General features: G+C 65.3%; 18 protein-coding genes. 10 read left to right on the top strand and 8 right to left on the bottom strand.

The window, feature by feature from the left end:
* Window positions 1-96: 96 nt before the first annotated feature.
* The gene (gene glyS / locus E5X34_RS08010; protein ID WP_292562869.1) at window positions 97-2394 is read right to left on the bottom strand and encodes a glycine--tRNA ligase subunit beta; all 2298 of its coding nucleotides are present in this window, start codon (window positions 2392-2394) and stop codon (window positions 97-99) included.
* Window positions 2395-2646: 252 nt separating this feature from the next.
* On the opposite strand from glyS, the gene E5X34_RS08005 reads away from it, so the two are divergent.
* The gene (locus E5X34_RS08005) at window positions 2647-2829 is read left to right on the top strand and encodes a hypothetical protein (RefSeq protein ID WP_292562867.1); all 183 of its coding nucleotides are present in this window, start codon (window positions 2647-2649) and stop codon (window positions 2827-2829) included.
* A 96-nt stretch (window positions 2830-2925) separates the two neighbouring features.
* Here E5X34_RS08005 and E5X34_RS08000 read toward each other — a convergent pair whose 3' ends face one another.
* A complete protein-coding gene (locus E5X34_RS08000) occupies window positions 2926-3849 on the bottom strand; it encodes a glycine--tRNA ligase subunit alpha (protein WP_292563276.1) in 924 nt (307 codons plus the stop codon).
* Window positions 3850-4041: 192 nt separating this feature from the next.
* Here E5X34_RS08000 and E5X34_RS07995 point away from each other — a divergent pair, with 192 nt between their 5' ends.
* Window positions 4042-4503, top strand: coding sequence for a GNAT family N-acetyltransferase (locus E5X34_RS07995; protein WP_292562864.1), 462 nt, complete (start codon window positions 4042-4044; stop codon window positions 4501-4503).
* A 51-nt stretch (window positions 4504-4554) separates the two neighbouring features.
* On the opposite strand, the gene E5X34_RS07990 is transcribed toward E5X34_RS07995, so the two are convergent.
* The 5 genes from E5X34_RS07990 to E5X34_RS07970 all read right to left on the bottom strand — a co-directional run bounded on the left by E5X34_RS07990 (window position 4555) and on the right by E5X34_RS07970 (window position 9687).
* Window positions 4555-6330: a tetratricopeptide repeat protein gene (locus E5X34_RS07990; protein ID WP_292562862.1), complete on the bottom strand. Its 1776-nt coding sequence runs from the start codon at window positions 6328-6330 to the stop codon at window positions 4555-4557.
* Window positions 6331-6523: 193 nt separating this feature from the next.
* Complete coding sequence (locus E5X34_RS07985; RefSeq protein WP_292562860.1) at window positions 6524-6940, bottom strand: DUF1284 domain-containing protein; 417 nt, start codon at window positions 6938-6940, stop codon at window positions 6524-6526.
* A gap of 32 nt (window positions 6941-6972) precedes the next feature.
* On the bottom strand, window positions 6973-7563 hold the full coding sequence (locus tag E5X34_RS07980; RefSeq protein WP_292562858.1) for a biotin transporter BioY: 591 nt from the start codon (window positions 7561-7563) through the stop codon (window positions 6973-6975).
* A 339-nt stretch (window positions 7564-7902) separates the two neighbouring features.
* Window positions 7903-8568 carry a GntR family transcriptional regulator gene (locus E5X34_RS07975; RefSeq protein WP_126062266.1) on the bottom strand — a complete coding sequence of 222 codons (666 nt, stop codon included), beginning with the start codon at window positions 8566-8568 and terminating at the stop codon, window positions 7903-7905.
* A gap of 105 nt (window positions 8569-8673) precedes the next feature.
* On the bottom strand, window positions 8674-9687 hold the full coding sequence (locus E5X34_RS07970) for a polyprenyl synthetase family protein (RefSeq protein ID WP_292563273.1): 1014 nt from the start codon (window positions 9685-9687) through the stop codon (window positions 8674-8676).
* A gap of 178 nt (window positions 9688-9865) precedes the next feature.
* Between E5X34_RS07970 and E5X34_RS07965 the strand changes: the two genes are divergently transcribed.
* From E5X34_RS07965 to moaB, 6 genes are all read left to right on the top strand, one after another.
* Window positions 9866-10090 carry a DUF2007 domain-containing protein gene (locus E5X34_RS07965; protein WP_127875481.1) on the top strand — a complete coding sequence of 75 codons (225 nt, stop codon included), beginning with the start codon at window positions 9866-9868 and terminating at the stop codon, window positions 10088-10090.
* On the top strand, window positions 10090-10881 hold the full coding sequence (locus E5X34_RS07960; RefSeq protein WP_292562855.1) for a methyltransferase: 792 nt from the start codon (window positions 10090-10092) through the stop codon (window positions 10879-10881). Before E5X34_RS07965 ends, E5X34_RS07960 begins: the two co-directional genes overlap by 1 nt.
* A 138-nt stretch (window positions 10882-11019) precedes the next feature.
* Complete coding sequence (locus tag E5X34_RS07955; protein WP_292562853.1) at window positions 11020-11877, top strand: S49 family peptidase; 858 nt, start codon at window positions 11020-11022, stop codon at window positions 11875-11877.
* Window positions 11878-11960: 83 nt separating this feature from the next.
* Window positions 11961-12146 carry a membrane protein gene (locus tag E5X34_RS07950; protein ID WP_027164591.1) on the top strand — a complete coding sequence of 62 codons (186 nt, stop codon included), beginning with the start codon at window positions 11961-11963 and terminating at the stop codon, window positions 12144-12146.
* A gap of 25 nt (window positions 12147-12171) precedes the next feature.
* Window positions 12172-13065 (top strand): 4-(cytidine 5'-diphospho)-2-C-methyl-D-erythritol kinase, encoded by an 894-nt coding sequence (locus E5X34_RS07945; RefSeq protein ID WP_292563270.1) that lies wholly within the window; start codon window positions 12172-12174, stop codon window positions 13063-13065.
* On the top strand, window positions 13052-13609 hold the full coding sequence (moaB, locus tag E5X34_RS07940; protein WP_292562852.1) for a molybdenum cofactor biosynthesis protein B: 558 nt from the start codon (window positions 13052-13054) through the stop codon (window positions 13607-13609). Before E5X34_RS07945 ends, moaB begins: the two co-directional genes overlap by 14 nt.
* 12 nt (window positions 13610-13621) lie before the next feature.
* Here the strand turns inward: moaB and E5X34_RS07935 are convergent, their stop codons facing one another.
* A complete protein-coding gene (locus tag E5X34_RS07935; RefSeq protein ID WP_292562850.1) occupies window positions 13622-14125 on the bottom strand; it encodes a glycosyltransferase in 504 nt (167 codons plus the stop codon).
* A 149-nt stretch (window positions 14126-14274) separates the two neighbouring features.
* On the opposite strand from E5X34_RS07935, the gene E5X34_RS07930 reads away from it, so the two are divergent.
* Both E5X34_RS07930 and E5X34_RS07925 read left to right on the top strand, forming a co-directional pair.
* Window positions 14275-15429 carry a PA0069 family radical SAM protein gene (locus tag E5X34_RS07930; protein WP_127251902.1) on the top strand — a complete coding sequence of 385 codons (1155 nt, stop codon included), beginning with the start codon at window positions 14275-14277 and terminating at the stop codon, window positions 15427-15429.
* 195 nt (window positions 15430-15624) lie between these two features.
* Window positions 15625-16320, top strand: a complete 696-nt coding sequence (locus tag E5X34_RS07925; protein ID WP_292562849.1) for a ribonuclease HII — start codon at window positions 15625-15627, stop codon at window positions 16318-16320.
* Window positions 16321-16397: the final 77 nt, after the last annotated feature.

Raw genomic sequence — 16397 nt, 5'->3', positions numbered from 1 at the left:
CGGCTCCGGCGCGTTAAATTTCGGGCGCAGAATTGTTGAAGCCTGCCTGCATCCTAGCGGATGCGGGCAGGTCCAAATGTTCGATTTTTCGAGCCGTCAGCCGACGATTTTTGAAAAATCCGCGACCTGATCGGTGGCGGCGCGGATGCGGGCGAGCAGCGCAAGGCGGTTGGCGCGCACGGCCTGGTCCTCATCATTCACGAGAACGCCCTCAAAAAATGAATCAACCGGTTCGCGCAACACGCTAAGCGCCAGCATGGCGGCGGAAAAATCTTCGTTTTGAATCGCTTGGCCGGCTTCCTTCTCGGCCTGATTCACCGCGGCATAGAGCTTCTTTTCCGCGTCTTCGCGGAACAGAGCCGGCTCAACGGTCTCGGCGACGAGCGTTTTCTTCTTCTCCTCGGCGGCAAGGATGTTGGCGGCGCGCTTGGTGCCGGCGAGCAGGTTCTTGCCCTCCTCGGTGTCGAGCAGGGAGCCCAGCGCCTCGACGCGGCGCACGATCTGCAGGAGATCGTCGTTCGGCGATTGGCCGATCTCCCCCCTTGTGGGGGAGATGCCCGGCAGGGCAGAGGGGGGCGCGACAGAATGAGAGGCTGGCGGGACAGCGCCCCCCTCTGTCGGCTTCGCCGACATCTCCCCCACAAGGGGGGAGATTGGGCGCGAGCCCGCTGACAGCACGGCATCGATCAAGTCATGCCGTGCACCGCTTTCACGCAGATAGACCTTCAGGCGATCGTGGAAGAAGGCGAGGAGGTCGGACGACTGATCCGCGCTACCTTTGAAGTTTGCGAAAGCCGTGGCGAAGACGGAGGTCAACGCCAGACGGATACGGTTCTCGATGAGGATTCTGACCACGCCAAGTGCTGCTCGGCGCAGAGCGAACGGATCCTTGCTGCCAGTGGGCTTCTCGTCGATCGCCCAAAAGCCCGTCAGCGTGTCGAGCTTGTCAGCGAGCGCCACCGCTACCGAGACCGGATCGGTCGGCACGCGGTCGGACGGACCCTGCGGCTTGTAATGCTCCTCGGCGGCGGCCGCGACCGAGGGATTCTCCCCCTGCAGCAACGCGTATTTGCGGCCCATGGCGCCCTGCAATTCAGGGAACTCGCCGACCACCTCGGTCTGCAGATCGGCCTTGGCGAGCACGGCTGCGCGGGCGACGATCGCTGCATCGGCGCCGACGATCGGGGCAAGCTCTATCGCCAACTTCTTGATACGCTCAACCCTCTCTCCCTGCGTGCCGAGCTTGGCATGGAAGGTGACGTTCAGATGATCGAGCCGCGCCATGCGCTGGTCGAGCGGCTTCTTCAAATCGAGGCCGAACTTCGCCGCCGATTCCCCAAGCTGGTCGAGGTCCGGCAGGTCGCTCTGGTCGGTCTTCCAGAAATAGAGCGCGTCGGACAGGCGCGCCCGCACCACCTTGCCGTTGCCGTAGGCGATCTCCTTGCCGCCGTCGTTCGCCTCGATGTTGGCGACCAGGATGAAGCGGTTCGAGAGATCCTCACCCGCGCCTTGCGGCCGGGTGACAAAACACTTCTGGTTGGCGCGGATGGTGAGGCGGATGACCTCGCCCGGAATGGTGAGGAAATCCTGCTCGAACTCGCCCATCAGCACGACCGGCCATTCGATCAGGCCGGAGACCTCCTCCAGCAGGCCCTCGTCCTCGACGAGGTCGAGGCCATTGGCGAAGGCGAGATTGCGGGCGTCGTGAAGGATGATCTCCTTGCGCCGGTCGGCGTCGAGCACGACCTTGGCCGCTTCGAGCTTGGCCACATAGTCGTCGAAGCGGCGCACCGTGATTGAGCCCGGCGCATGGAAGCGATGGCCATAGGTGACGTTGCCGGCGCGGATGCCGTCGATCTCGAAATCGACCACGACCGGCTCCTCGGTCTCCGGGCCGAAGGTGCAGACGATCGACTGCAGCGGCCGCACCCAGCGCAGCGAGCCGGGTTTCGCCGAAGCCGGCCCCCAGCGCATCGATTTCGGCCAGGGGAAGCTCTTGATGATGCCCGGCACCAGCTCGGCGATGATCTCTTCGGCCGCCCTGCCCGGCTTCGTGATGTGGGCGACGTAGAAGTCGCCCTTCTTCGGATCGGAATGGACATGCGCCTCGGCGATCGACGACAGCCCGGCCTTGCGCAGGAAGCCCTGCACCGCTTGCTCGGGCGCCGTCGTCGAGGGACCCTTGATCTCCTCGCGAATATCCTTGGAGCGCGCGGTCAGGCCCCGGATGTCGAGCGCCAGCCGGCGCGGCGTCCAATATTCGCGCGCCGCCTCATAGGTCAGACCCGCCTCGACCAGACCGTCGGTCAGCATCTTCCTGAGGTCGCCGGCAGCCTTGCGCTGCATGCGGGCGGGAATCTCTTCCGAGCGAAGTTCTAGCAGTAGGTCAGGCATGATTAGGCTCCCACCCTCCCCTTGATGGGGAGGGCCGGCGCGTCAGCGCCGTCACGAATGGGCGGGAAATAGCAACTCGGCCGGCCGCTGTCACCCCGCTAGCAGATCGCCTCTTCAAGCGATTTCACGGAATTTTCCGATCCGCTGTCGGGACGCAGCGAGGTCGGTCGTCCTTGGAGCAGAACTTCCCATGAACCGAACGCTGCGCTGAAGCGACACACGCTCAGGCAGAGACCTATTGGCTGAACGACGATGAAGACGGCATCGAGAACCCTGCAGATCCTGGCGCTCAGCGCCTGCTTCGCCGCTCAGATGCACGGCGTGATCACGATGCCAGGGGTGAGGCAGGCCATGCGCACGATCGACGGCGCGACCGCGCAGATTGTGTTGCCCGTCGGCGCCGCCACCGAGACCGAGAAAGCCGTACCGGCCTAGAGCGATCCGCCGTTTCATGGAAACGGCGATTTCGCTCTATCTTGTTTTGACGCAATTCCGGACGGAAAACCGCAACGCACTTTTCCTGGAATTGCTCTAAGCCGCCGCCAGCCCGCCAGCCCGCGTCTTCAGGAACGCCTCGCCGCACGCCTTGGCAAGATTGCGCACGCGCAGGATATAGCTCTGCCGTTCGGTGACTGAGATCACGCCGCGTGCGTCGAGCAGGTTGAAGACATGGCTTGCCTTGATGCACTGGTCGTAGGCCGGGAAGACCATGCGATGCATGGCCAGATTGTCGCTCGGCTTGGGCGTGCCGGCATCGAGCAGCGCCTTGCATTCGGCCTCGGCGTCCTCGAAGTGCCTCAGCAGCATCGCGGTGTTGGCGAATTCGAAATTGTGGCGCGAATATTCCTGCTCGGCCTGCAGGAAGACGTCGCCGTAGGTGACTTTTTCGGCGCCTTCGCGGCCGTTGAAGTTCAGGTCGTAGACATTGTCGACGCCCTGCACATACATGGCGAGCCGCTCCAGGCCGTAGGTCAACTCGCCCGCCACCGGCGCGCATTCGATGCCGCAGACCTGCTGGAAATAGGTGAACTGCGAGACTTCCATGCCGTCGCACCAGCACTCCCAGCCGAGCCCCCAGGCGCCAAGCGTCGGGCTTTCCCAGTCGTCCTCGACGAAGCGGATGTCGTGCAGCAGCGGATCGACGCCGATGGCTGCCAGCGAGCCGAGATAGAGCTCCTGCAGGTTCGGCGGGTTGGGCTTCAGGATCACCTGGTACTGGTAATAGTGCTGCAGCCGGTTGGGGTTCTCGCCGTAGCGGCCGTCCTTCGGGCGGCGCGAGGGCTGCACGTAAGCGGCGTTCCAGCGCAGCGGGCCCAGCGCGCGCAAGGTCGTCGCCGGATGGAAAGTGCCGGCGCCGACCTCCATGTCGTAGGGCTGCAGGATGAGGCAACCATAGTCCGCCCAGTAGTTGTGCAAGGTCAGGATCAGCCCCTGGAAGGAGCGGCTGGGATGCATATGGGCGGGGATCTCGATGGTCACGGCGGCCTCGGAAAGCGCAAGATGACGCTTCCCTAGTTGCCGGGCCGGCGAGCGTCAAGGCGGTGGCTCAGGTCCGGCAAGGCGGAAAGCTTTGCGGCAGGCTGGCCCATTGCCGTCGAGCGGCGGTCGCCGTTTGCTCCGTTCCACGTCAACGACAGAGGTTTCGCCATGTCCGGTCAACTTGCCGTCCGCCCCATCACAAGGCAGGATTACGAGCAATGGCTGCCGCTGTGGGACGGCTACAACGCGTTTTACGGGCGCTCCGGCCCGACGGCGCTTGCCGGCGAGATCACGCAGATGACCTGGTCGCGTTTCTTCGACGCCTATGAGCCGGTGCATGCGCTGGTGGCCGAGCGCGAAGGCAACCTGCTCGGCCTCGTGCACTATCTCTATCATCGCTCGACGACGTCGATCACGCCGAGCTGTTATTTGCAGGATCTCTTCACCACGCAGGCCGCGCGCGGCCAGGGCGTCGGCAGGACGCTGATCGAAGACGTCTACGAACGCGCCCGTGAAGCGGGCGCGAACCGCGTCTACTGGCTGACGCATGAGACGAACCACACAGCGATGCAGCTCTACGACAAGGTCGCCGAGAAGTCCGGGTTCGTCGTTTACAGAAAGATGTTCTGAAAATGCCGCGAGGCCCCGAAGGGCCCCGCCAGAAGATCAATAGCGCAACGCTCAGCCCTTCGGCGCGGGCGTCGGGTCCGGTTTCACCTTGGGGGTTTCCTGCGCTGTGTTGGATTCGATCGGCGGCAAGCCCTTGAGCAGCTTCTGCTGCAAAGTGGCGAGCACATCCGGATCGGGCTTCAGGTCGCGCGCCTGGGTCCACTGATAAGTGGCCTCGAGCTTGCGGCCGACACGCCAGTAGGCGTCGCCGAGATGGTCGTTGAGGACGGGATCTTCCGGCTTCAGCGAGACGGCGCGCTCCATCTCGCGCACGGCGTCGTCGAAGCGCCCCATGCGGAAATAGGCCCAGCCGAGCGAATCGACGATGTAGCCGTCGTTCGGCCGCAGATCCACGGCCTTCTGGATCATCGCCAGGCCTTCCTTGAGGTTCATGTTCATGTCGACCCAGGAATAGCCGAGATAGTTCATGACCTGCGGCTGGTCGGGCTGCAGCTCCAGCGCCTTGCGGAAATTGGGCTCCGCCTTCGGCCACTCCTTCAGCCGCTCATAGGCGATGCCGCGCTGGTAGAAGATGTTCCAGTTGGCGGCGGTCGGCGTCTTCAGCTGCTCGACGGCCTTGTCGTAGAGATTGGCGGCCGAGCGGAAATCTTCTTTCGAGCCATAGACGCCGCCAAGCGCCAGATAGGCGCGCATGTCGTCCGGGTGCTTGTCGAGATAGGCCTTGAGATGGGAAATCGCTTCGTCATGCTTGTCGAGATCGGCAAGGTTGAGGCCGATCTGCAGGTCGGAGAGCTCTTTCAGCGGCGAGGACGCCGGAATGCGGCGGTAGAGCGCGACCGCGCCCTCGCCGTCCTTCAGCTGCTCGGCAACGGCGGCAAGCTGCACAAGGGCAGCATCGCTGTCCGGCTTCAGCGCCAGCGCGTATTGCAGATAAAGCCGCACGAAAGGCTCGCCGCCGCCGCGGTTGAGCGCGGTGGCAAGGTCGAGCAGGATTTCGGATGCCCCGTCGGCCGGGCCGGCGACCAGTGGTTCGATCTTGTCGCCCTTGGCGATGCGGTCGCGCAGCGTGGTGATCTCGAGCTTGCCCGGGGCGAAGGTTTCGGCCTGGTTCAACACCGCCTCGGCCTTCGACTTGTCGCCCTTGCGGGCGAGGAAGGAGGCATAGGCCTGGGCATTGCGCATCCAGGTTTCGGGCGCGGAGCCGCCGGCGGCGGTGTCGGCAAGCGTGGCGGCGTAGATCGCATCGGCCTTGTCGCTGAGGCCGGCGGCATCGGCGATCAGCGCGCGGTGGAACGACTTGAACAGGCCGAACCAATCGGGGCCTTTCAGCTTGTCGATGGCATCCATGGCCTCGGACGCATTGCCGGCGCCCTGCTTGGCCCAGCCGTCCATGACGCCGGAGAGCAGCCGGTCGAGATCGGATTCGAGCGACAGCTTCAGCCAGTACTGCGCCTTGGCGTAGTCTTTCTTGTGGAAGGAATCGATGGCCAGCGCGAGGCGCGAGAAGCGCTCGACATCGGGCACTTCCTTCAGCTTGTCGGCATAGACCAGCGATTCCTCAAAGCGGCCCTGCGAGACCAGCGCCAGCATCAGGCTCTGCTGCAGGTCCTTGTCGTCCGGCGCAAAGGCCAGCGCCTGCTTGTAATAGGCGATCGCGTCGTCGAGGTCGTTGTCGCTTTCGGCGATATGGGCCGCAAGATAGGCGCCCGAGAAAGACGTGATCTGCAGCGGTTGGGCTTCTTCCTTGGCCTGGACCGGCAGCACCCAGAGCGCCACTCCGGTCAAAAATGCCAGCCTCGTCAGCCAGCGCGCACGTCCTTGCCGCATCGTATCCCTTTCAGCCAGATGCGATCCCGCCCTCGGCGGACCGCCCACAGACTCGATCTTTTCCGGCCAAAGCATGGCCTTTTTGGGGTCGGGCTTCAATCGCCGAGCGAATCACAATGCAATCATCCGGCTTAAAAAACGATGCCAGCCAGCGAAAATATGCGGATCGGCGGCCGAATTTCGCCATATGCGTCTAAATGCGCGTTCCGTGAAAGCCGCTCGCCGCGACCGCGCCGCACAGGTCGAACCATTCGCAGCCCGGGCACGCCTTGCGCGTCAGGCCGGAAGAAAATGCCTCGCGCATGCGCGCGAGGGTCGAGGGATCGAGCTCGAGCCAAGCGCCGGCCGGGAGCGGCCGGCCGAGAAGACCGGCGACATCGCGAGCCGCGACGGCGTCCCGCCCGGCGGCGTTTTCGCCCAGGCAGTGCGGCTCACTCTCGTCCAGCATCGGGGCGCAGATGTCGTCCGGGCCGGAAACGATCAAGATATCCTCGCCGCCGGCCAGGCGCTCCACCACAACGTCATAGTTGGCGGTGAAGGCCGGCGAGTAGCCCTTGCCGACATAGGTCAACAGGCAGAGCAGATGATGGGCGCGCAGCCTGACGGTCATCTGGTGTCGGGTTCGGTCATCCACCCGGCGGCTTACCGGGGATGGGCTGGTCGGTTGCTCGAAAACAGCTTCAGCGTCGCCGCGCCCAGCGCCGACTTGAGCAGTCCGCCGACGATGAAGGGCAGGAAGCCGAAGGTGATTGCTTTCTCGGCGCCGATCATAACGGCAAGCCAGGCGGTGCCCAGAACCAGGCAGAGCAGGTTGCCGATGAGCATGGCGGCGAAGGCAAGCATGACGCGGTTGCCGTTCCAGCCGCGCTCAGCCAGCCAGCCGACGACGGCGCCGACGACCGGGAAGGCGAGGAGGTACCCGCCGGTCGGGCCGACGAAATGCTGTATTCCGGCCGCTCCGCCGGCCAGCACCGGAAACCCTGCCGCGCCTTCGACCAGCCAGGCGGCGATGGTCAGCGCGCCGAAGCGCCAGCCGTAGAGCGCGCCGACCAGCGTGACGGCGAAGGTCTGCATGGTCACCGGGACCGGCACCATCGGCACCTCGATATAGGAGGACAGCGCCAGGAACAGCGAGCCGAGAACAATGGCGCCGATCCGCCAGGAGAGCGAACGGCTGTGCAGCTTGAGCGGGCTGAAGGAGGGTTTTTGGGTCGAAATGGCTGCGTTGGTCACGGTGTCTTCCCTGGCTTGTGTGAAATTATAGATAATTTCTTTATTCGATCTATTATCGAATCCATATTTTCGCGACGATGGCAAGCCCGCAGGTTCGTCATCCACGGGCGGAGCGGGAGCGAAGCGGACGCGGAGACCCGAGGATCGAATGGCAAAAGCGGCGCAGAACAGGGGTCGTTCTGCACCGCTGTAAAGCTTTGACGTAACGGCATGGATTCCAGGGTCTGCGCGCGTCGCTTCGCTCCTTGCTCCGCCCTGGAATGACGAAGCCGAGAGGCCTCGACCAGTCGCTCCGACGGTGGCGAGGCTGAGAGGCCTCAGGCCAATCGCCGCAGCCCACTACCCCACGATGGCGAAGGCGTCGCGGGTCCGGCCGGAGGCGGTCTTGACCGGCTTCTGGCCGATCCATTGCACGTGGCGGCCGAGCGTGGCGGCGGCCGATTCGGTGTTGCCTTGCCGCAGCGCGCTGAGGATCGCGCGGTGGTCCTGGTCGGTGCGGGTTTCCCACTCCGAGCGCCAGGCGGCGAACAGGAACCGCGCGCTCGCCGCGTGCAGGTCGTCGATGGTGGAGAGCAGGCGCGGCATGTTGCAGGGCGCCAGGATCAGCCGGTGGAAGGTGCGGTTGGCCTCTTCCCAGGAGCGGACGTCGCGGGACTTGTCGCCGGCCTTGGTCGCCTCCTCGGCCTGGTCGAGGATCGATGCCGTCAGATGCGGCGCGGCATGGCGCAACGCCAGCACTTCGAGCGCGGCGCGCATCTCGGCCACCTCCCGGACCTCGCCGAGGTCGAAGGAGGCGACGCGCACGCCGCGCCTGGGCTCGCTGATCGCCAGGCCTTGCGCCTCCAGACGGCGAAAGGCCTCGCGCACCGGGACGTGGCTGGTTTTGAATTCCTCGGCGACATGGTCCTGGCGCAGCCGCGACCCGGGCTCGATCGCGCCTGAAATGATGCGGTCCGCCAGTTCCTTGCTGATGCGGACGGCGATCGTGTCTTCTGTGCTGGCCATATTTATAGATAATTTGGCCAACGGCCTTTTGTCGAGGCGGCCAAAGCGGGATTCACAAGCGCCCTGCCCGGCGGATGCCAGCCAGGCGCAGGGTGCCAAGCAGCCTCAGTTCACCCGGCTGATGCAGAAATCGATGACGTCGATCAGCGCCGATTTCTGCGGCGTCGCCTCCAGCGGCGCCAGCGCGTCGCGGGCGATCTCGCCGAAATGGCGGGCGCGGCCGATCGTGTCGGCGATGGCGCCGTGGCGGGCCATCAGGCCGATCGCCTTTTCGAGCCCGGCATCGTCGGTGACGTTTTCCTCGATGGCGCGCTTCCAGAAGGTCCGCTCGGCCTTGGTACCGCGCCGATAGGCGAGGATCACCGGCAGCGTCACCTTGCCCTCGCGGAAATCGTCGCCGACATTCTTGCCGAGATCCGTGCTCGACCCGCCGTAATCCAGCGCGTCGTCGATGAGCTGGAAGGCAAGGCCGAGATTCATGCCGTAAGAGCGCAGCGCGGCGCGATCGGTGCGCGAGGCCTGGGCGATCACCGGCCCGACTTCGGCGGCAGCCGAGAACAGCGCCGCGGTCTTGGCCTTGATGACGGCGAAATGCTCGTCCTCGGTGGTGTCGAGGTTCTTGGCGGCGGCAAGCTGCATCACCTCGCCCTCGGCGATGATGGAGGCGGCGGCCGACAGGATGTCCAACGCTTCCAGCGAGCCGACCTCGACCATCATGCGGAAAGCCTGGCCGAGCAGGAAATCGCCGACGAGCACGCTCGCCTGGTTGCCCCAGATCATGCGCGCCGTCTTCTTGCCGCGGCGCAGCGCGCTCTCGTCGACCACGTCGTCATGCAGAAGCGTCGCCGTGTGCATGAACTCGACGGCGGTCGCGAGCTTGACATGGCCTTCGCCCGAATAGCCGAACATCTGCGCGGCGGCCAGCGTCAACATGGGGCGCAGGCGCTTGCCGCCGGAAGAGATCAGGTGGTTGGCGATCTCCGGGATCATCTCCACGTCGGAGCCCGCCTTGGACAGGATCAGTTCGTTGACGCGTCCCATGTCGGCGGCCGTCAGATCGATCAGATCCTTGATGGAAGCGGGTTCCCGCTTGCCTTCGATGTTGAGAACGACACCCACCACGACAACTCCCGTCTACATTGACGCGCACGAGCAGCGCGCACCCACGGCACCCTTGATCCCGCACCGACTCTAGGGCGGCACAACCGGGCACGGCAAGAGGCGAATTGGCGCGCTCTGCCGACGCTGTGTTTACCCGCACGTTTACACGAACGCCGCAACCTGCGATTTTCGTTCGATGATCGAGCTTGTCCGCACCAATGACGCCGTCGTGATCTCCTTTGTCGAATCGCTGATGCGCGACGCCGGCATCGCCTGTTTCGTCGCCGACCAGAATATGAGCGTGCTCGAAGGGTCGATCGGCCTTTTGCAGAAGCGCGTCATGGTCGACGCCGAGAAGGCCGATGCCGCGCGCCGCATCCTCAAGGATGCCGGCATCGAAAACGAGATCCGCCAGAAATAATGGCTGCGACAACCGCCCCAGATACGCCGGCGCACACGGTCGATGCCTTCCATCGCGGACGTTTCTGGCTGGTGCAGCCGAGCCGGAGCGGTCATCGCGCCGGCATGGACGCCATGATGCTGGCGGCCGCCGTGCCGGCCGATTTTTCCGGGCGGCTCGCCGATTTCGGCGCCGGGGCTGGTGCTGCCGCGCTTGCCGTGCTCTCGCGCTGCCCGTCGGCCCAGGCCGTGCTCGTCGAGCGCTCCGCCGAAATGGCAGGGTTCGCCGCCGCCACGCTTTCGCATCCCGGCAATGCGCATCTCGGCGACCGCGCCTCGCTGCTGACGGCCGACGTGACGCTGACCGGCCGGGCACGAGTCGAAGCCGGACTGGCCGACAATTCCTTCGACTTCGTCATCATGAACCCGCCTTTCAACGCGGCGCAGGACCGCTCGACGCCCGACGCGCTGCGCCGGCAGGCGCATGTGGCGGAGGACGGGTTGTTCGAAAGCTGGATCAGGAGCGCCGCCGCCGTCGCCAGGCCGCGCGGCGGTCTGGCAGTCATCGCCCGGCCCGAGCAATTGGTCGCCATTCTCGATGCAATCCAAGGGCGCTTTGGCGATGCCGAATTGCTGTGCGTGCATCCGCGTCCGGACGCGGCGGCGATCCGCATCGTCATCAGGGCGGTGCTGGGCGCGCGCGGGAAACTGTCGATCCGCCCGCCGCTCGCCTTGCACGGACCATCCGGAAACGCGCCGACCGAGCGGACGGAAATGATCAACAACGGCCTGGCATCGCTGTTCGGCGATTGATCCCAGCCGCGCGATGCGGCATTGCCGTTGGCTGGCAAATGCCTACATGGCAGGCAAGGTGACATCGCGCCCGAAAGACATTACCGACTTGCCTGATCTTACCCTGCTCCTTTGCATCTTGTCCGGAGACACCCGTTCGTGAAACGCCTTTTCAACCGCCTGCTGCCGAAATCCTGGCGCTCGACAGTCGTCACCATTCCGGTCATCCGGCTGCAGGGCACCATCATGGCCGGCGGCGGCCAGTTCCGGCCGAGCCTGTCGCTCGCCTCGACGGCCGGCCTCATCGAAAAGGCATTCGGCTTCGACGCGCCGGCGATCGCCATCTCGATCAATTCGCCGGGCGGCTCGCCGGTGCAGTCGCGGCTGATCTTCAAGCGCATCCGCGACCTGGCGGCGGAAAAGAACAAGAAGGTGCTGGTCTTCGTCGAGGATGTCGCGGCTTCCGGCGGCTACATGATCGCGGTCGCCGGCGACGAGATCTTCGCCGACCCGTCCTCGATCGTCGGCTCGATCGGCGTGGTCTCGGCCTCGTTCGGCTTCCCCGAGCTGATGAAGAAGATTGGCGTCGAGCGGCGCGTCCACACCGCCGGGCAGAACAAGGCGGTGCTCGATCCGTTCAAGCCCGAGAAGAAGGAAGACGTGGAGCGGCTGAAAGCGCTGCAGCTCGAAGTGCACGAGACCTTCATCGACCTCGTCAAGGAGCGGCGCGGCAGCAAGCTGAAAGACGACCCCGACCTGTTCACCGGCCTGTTCTGGACCGCCAAGCGCGGCCTCGAGCTCGGCCTTGTCGATGCGCTGGGCGACATGCGCAGCGTGCTCAAGACCCGTTTCGGCGACAAGACGCAGCTCAAGCTGATCACCGCGCCGCGTGGCCTGTTCGGCCGTTTCGGCCTGTTCGGCTCGCGCTTCTCGGCGCCCGATATCGCTGCTGCGGCCGCAAACGGCGTCCTCGATGCGGCGGAAGAACGCGCGCTGTGGGCGCGCTTCGGGCTTTGAAAAAGCCATGATTGCGGATAGCATGATCGCTTGACCGAGCCCTTCGGCCGGCCTTGCCGCGAGAACGCGGGAGGAGTTTGGATATGCCGCAGATCATTTTCTTCGCTGTTGTCGGCGCCGCCGCCTATTTCGGCTACCGCGCTTTCGTGCGCGAGGCCGAGCGCGTGACGGCCAAGATCCGGCGCACCGAGAAACAGGCGGCGAACGGCACGATGGGCACGCTGGTCAAGGATCCCAAGACCGGCGAATATCGTCTCGCCAAGGACTGATCCCATCTCGCCAGCAGCCGACATTCTGGAGCCCGGCACAGAGGTCCGGACATGGCTTGCGCCGGCCAAGATCAACCTGGCGCTGCATGTCACCGGACGGCGCGGCGACGGCTATCATCTCATCGACAGCCTTGCCGTGTTCACCCGCTTCGGCGACCGGTTGGAAATCGAACCGGCGGAGCAGGATGAATTCTCGGTGTCCGGCCGATATGCCGCCGGCCTGCCGCTCGACGACGGCAATCTGGTGGTGAAGGCGCGCGATGCCCTGCGCCGCGAAGCCGGCGTGCAGCGCACGCCGCCGGTCGCCATCCGGCTGGAGAAGAACCTGCCGGTCGCCTCGGGAGTCGGCGGCGGCTCCAGCGACGCGGCAGCCGCGCTCAACGGCCTGGTGCGGCTCTGGAAGCTCGATATCGACGAGATTTCGCTGGCGCGGATCGGGCTTTCGCTCGGAGCCGACCTGCCGATGTGCCTGAAGTCGAAGCCGCTGGTCGCGCGCGGCATCGGCGATGAAGTGTCGCCGCTCTCCGCGTTTCCGGCGCTAGGTCTGGTCCTGGTCAATCCGGGCGTCGCGGTCTCGACACCGGACGTGTTCAAGGCGCTCTCCCGTCGCGATAATGACGCGCTGCCGCCGCTGCCAAGGCGCCTCGACTTCCATGCCGTCCGCAACTGGCTGGAAACGACCCGCAACGATCTCGAAGGCGCCGCCAGTTCGATCGAACCTGCGGTGGGCGAGGCGCTCAAAGCGCTCAAACGCGCCGACGCAGCCTTTGCGCGCATGTCCGGCTCGGGCGCCACCTGCTTCGGCCTGTTCGAGACCGGCAATGTGGCCAAGCGCGCGGCGATCGAGATCCGCGCGCGTCATCCCGACTGGTTCGTGGCCGCCACGCGCAGCATGGACGTGAGCGATGGCGAAACTTGATGAGAGCCGACCGTTCATTCCGGTGCGCATCGCGGTGCTGACGGTATCCGACACGCGCAGCCTTGCCGACGACAAGTCGGGCCAGACGCTGGCCGACCGCATCGCGGAAGCCGGCCATGTGCTTGCGGCGCGCGACATCGTCACCGACGACCGCGAAAAGATCCGCGACAAGGTCCTCGGCTGGTCAAAGGACGACAATATCGACGTCGTGATCACCACCGGCGGCACCGGTTTCACCGGCCGCGACGTGACGCCGGAGGCGCTGGAGCCGATCTTCGAAAAGCGCATGGACGGTTTTTCGGAAGTTTTCCACCGCATCTCCTACGACAAGATCGGCACCTCGACGATCCAGAGCCGTGCGACCGGCGGCGTCGTCAACGCCACCTTCGTCTTCGTGCTTCCGGGCTCGCCCGGCGCCTGCAAGGACGCGTGGGACGGCATCATCAAGGCACAGCTCGACTACCGGCACATGCCCTGCAACTTCGTCGAGATCATGCCGCGGCTGGACGAGCATCTCAGGCGCGGCGGCAAGCCCACTTCGTAAGGGGCGCAGGCGTCACTTCGGCGGCGCCACCCAGATTTCGGCGTTCAACCGCCTGGTCGCGAGGCCGCGAGCCAGAGCTTCGGCGCTGCGCGCGCTCTTTGCCAGAGCGGACGCCTGGCGCTTGCTGATGACAAGACCTTCGGCGAGCGCCCGGCTGCCCGAAAAGACGCGGGCCAGGAAGGGCGAGCGGTCGGCGCGGGCGCGTGAGAAACGCGCCGGCATGGTCTGTTTCGCCGTGTGCGCCACGACCTCGTCGATCCAGCCTTCGGCGAGCCGGGCGCCGGGTTCCAGAAGCAGCAGCCAGTCGCCCTTGGCCTGGCCGATGCCGGAACCGATCCCACCGCTCACATAATGACAGCCGGCATGCTCGGCCACACGATGCGTCTGGTCGGTCGAGCCTTGATCGCAGACGATCACGTCGCGCACGACGCCTTCGACCGCGCCGCCGACCAGCGAGGCGAGCGTGCGGGCAAGTCCCTCTTCGTCGTTGCGGGTCTCGATAAGAACGCTGAGCATGCCTAGCCGAATAGCGGAAAGTGCGGCGATGCGCCAGTTGCGCGCTTCAAGCGAAAAAGTTCTTGCTTTGTTCCCATCAAGAAAATAGGAATAGTTTCATGAACAGAGCGATTCGACAGCCTGCCGACAGTCCCTGGGAGAGGGCGAAAATGGAACAGATCGTGCGCGCCGACATTGCCGCTTTCGGAGCAGGCAGAGCCGAGATGGCGAACGCGATGATCGAGCAGAGCGGCATGCGCGTGCGGCCCGACCGCAATCGCGGCCGCTCGGCCGGCATCAACCCGTCCGGCCGGTTCGAGCCGGTTAGCCGGCATGTCTTCGATGACGGCTGGAACTCGCTGGAGGAGTTGCCGCCGTTCAAGACGGAAGTGCAGGTCGAGAAGCCGCGCACCATCATCACCCGCAACGAGTCGCCGGACATTTCCTTCGACCGTTCGATCAACCCCTATCGCGGCTGCGAGCATGGCTGCGTCTACTGCTTCGCCCGGCCGACGCATGCCTTCATGGGCCTGTCGCCGGGGCTCGATTTCGAATCGAAGCTGTTCGCCAAGCCGGACGCGGCGCGCATGCTGGACCGGGAGCTGTCGAAGCCGGGCTACCAGCCGCGCACGATCGCCATCGGCACCAACACCGATCCCTACCAGCCGATCGAGAAGCAGTACCGCATCATGCGCGAGATCCTCGAGGTGCTGGAGGCGCGCGGACACCCGGTCGGCATCGTGACGAAGTCGGCGCTGGTGACGCGCGACATAGACATCCTGTCGCGCATGGCAGAGCGCGGCCTTGCCAAGGTGGCGCTTTCGGTGACGACGATGGACCGCATGCTGGCCCGCACCATGGAACCGCGCGCGTCGACCCCGACGAAGCGGCTGGAGGCGATCAGGCAATTGTCGGACGCCGGCATCCCGGCCTCGGTGATGGTGGCGCCGATCATTCCGGGCCTCAACGATCCGGAGATGGAGCGCATCCTCGATTCGGCGCGGGCCGCCGGCGCCCGGGAGGCCGGATACGTCATCCTGCGCCTGCCGCTGGAAGTGGCGCCGATCTTCAAGGACTGGCTGTTGCGGCATTATCCGGACCGCTACCGGCATGTGATGTCGCTGATCCGTTCGATGCGCGACGGCAAGGATTACGATTCCGAGTGGGGCAAGCGCATGAAAGGCGCCGGACCCTATGCCTGGCAGATCGGCCGGCGCTTCGAGATCGCGGCCAAGCGCCTCGGCCTCAATGTCGAACGGCGGCAGCTTCGCGTCGATCAATTCGTCGCAGGCTCCGGCGCCGGCGAGCAGCTGATGCTGCTGTGAAGATGGCGCCGGCCCCGACGGCCGGCCCTAAGCAGTTCCAGGCAAAGCGATTTTCCGTCTGGAATTGCTCTTGTTTCAAGAATTCCGTCCGGCCCTTGTCCCCCCGGCCGTGAGACGGTGCCCTCCCGGTCCGGCGCCCCACCCGACCCGGAGGGACTTGCGGAGAATCGGAGCCGATGCGAACCTCGCCGCACCATGGCTCGCGCGCGTTCCGATTCTCCGCTTCTCTTTGAAATGGTCGAGAAGCCCGACTTCTCGATCGAGACGAAGGCGATGGCCGACGGGTTGTGGCCGGTCGCGGGCATGGACGAGGCAGGCCGCGGGCCGCTGGCGGGTCCGGTCGTGGCTGCGGCGGTGGTGCTCAATCCGGCGAATATCCCGGAAGGCCTCGACGATTCCAAACGCCTCACCCATTTGCAGCGCGAGGCGCTGTTCCTCAAGATCCTTGGCTCGGCGCTCAGCGTATCGATGGCCTCGATCAGCGCCGAAGGCATCGACAACAGCAACATCCTGAAAGCCAGTCTCGAGGCGATGCGCCGCGCCGCCGCGGGTCTCTCGCTGCAGCCGAAACTCGCCTTGGCCGACGGCCGCGACGTCCCGCCAGGCCTCACCTGCGTGGGCCGCGCGCTGATCAAGGGCGACCAGCGCTCGCAGTCGATTGCCGCCGCCTCGATCATCGCCAAGGTGATGCGCGACCGCATGATGTGCGGCTGCGGCGGCCATCACGAACACTACGGTTTCGAAGTGCACATGGGCTATGCGACGGTCCGGCACCGCACCGCCATCGAGGCGCATGGCCCGGTGGCAAGGCTGCACCGGACCTCGTTCGCGCCGTTCAGACTGGGTGGCGCTGAGGTGGTCGAGGAAGAGAGCTTGGCCGGGTTGGAGTGAGCACCGTCGACGGTGACGGCCAATCTCCCCCCTCGTGGGGGAGATGTCCGGCAGGACAGAGGGGGGCGCTGTCCCGC

It is taken from the genome of Mesorhizobium sp. (assembly GCF_004963255.1).
Lineage (GTDB): Bacteria > Pseudomonadota > Alphaproteobacteria > Rhizobiales > Rhizobiaceae > Mesorhizobium.
This window is presented reverse-complemented; position numbering and strand designations above follow the sequence as displayed.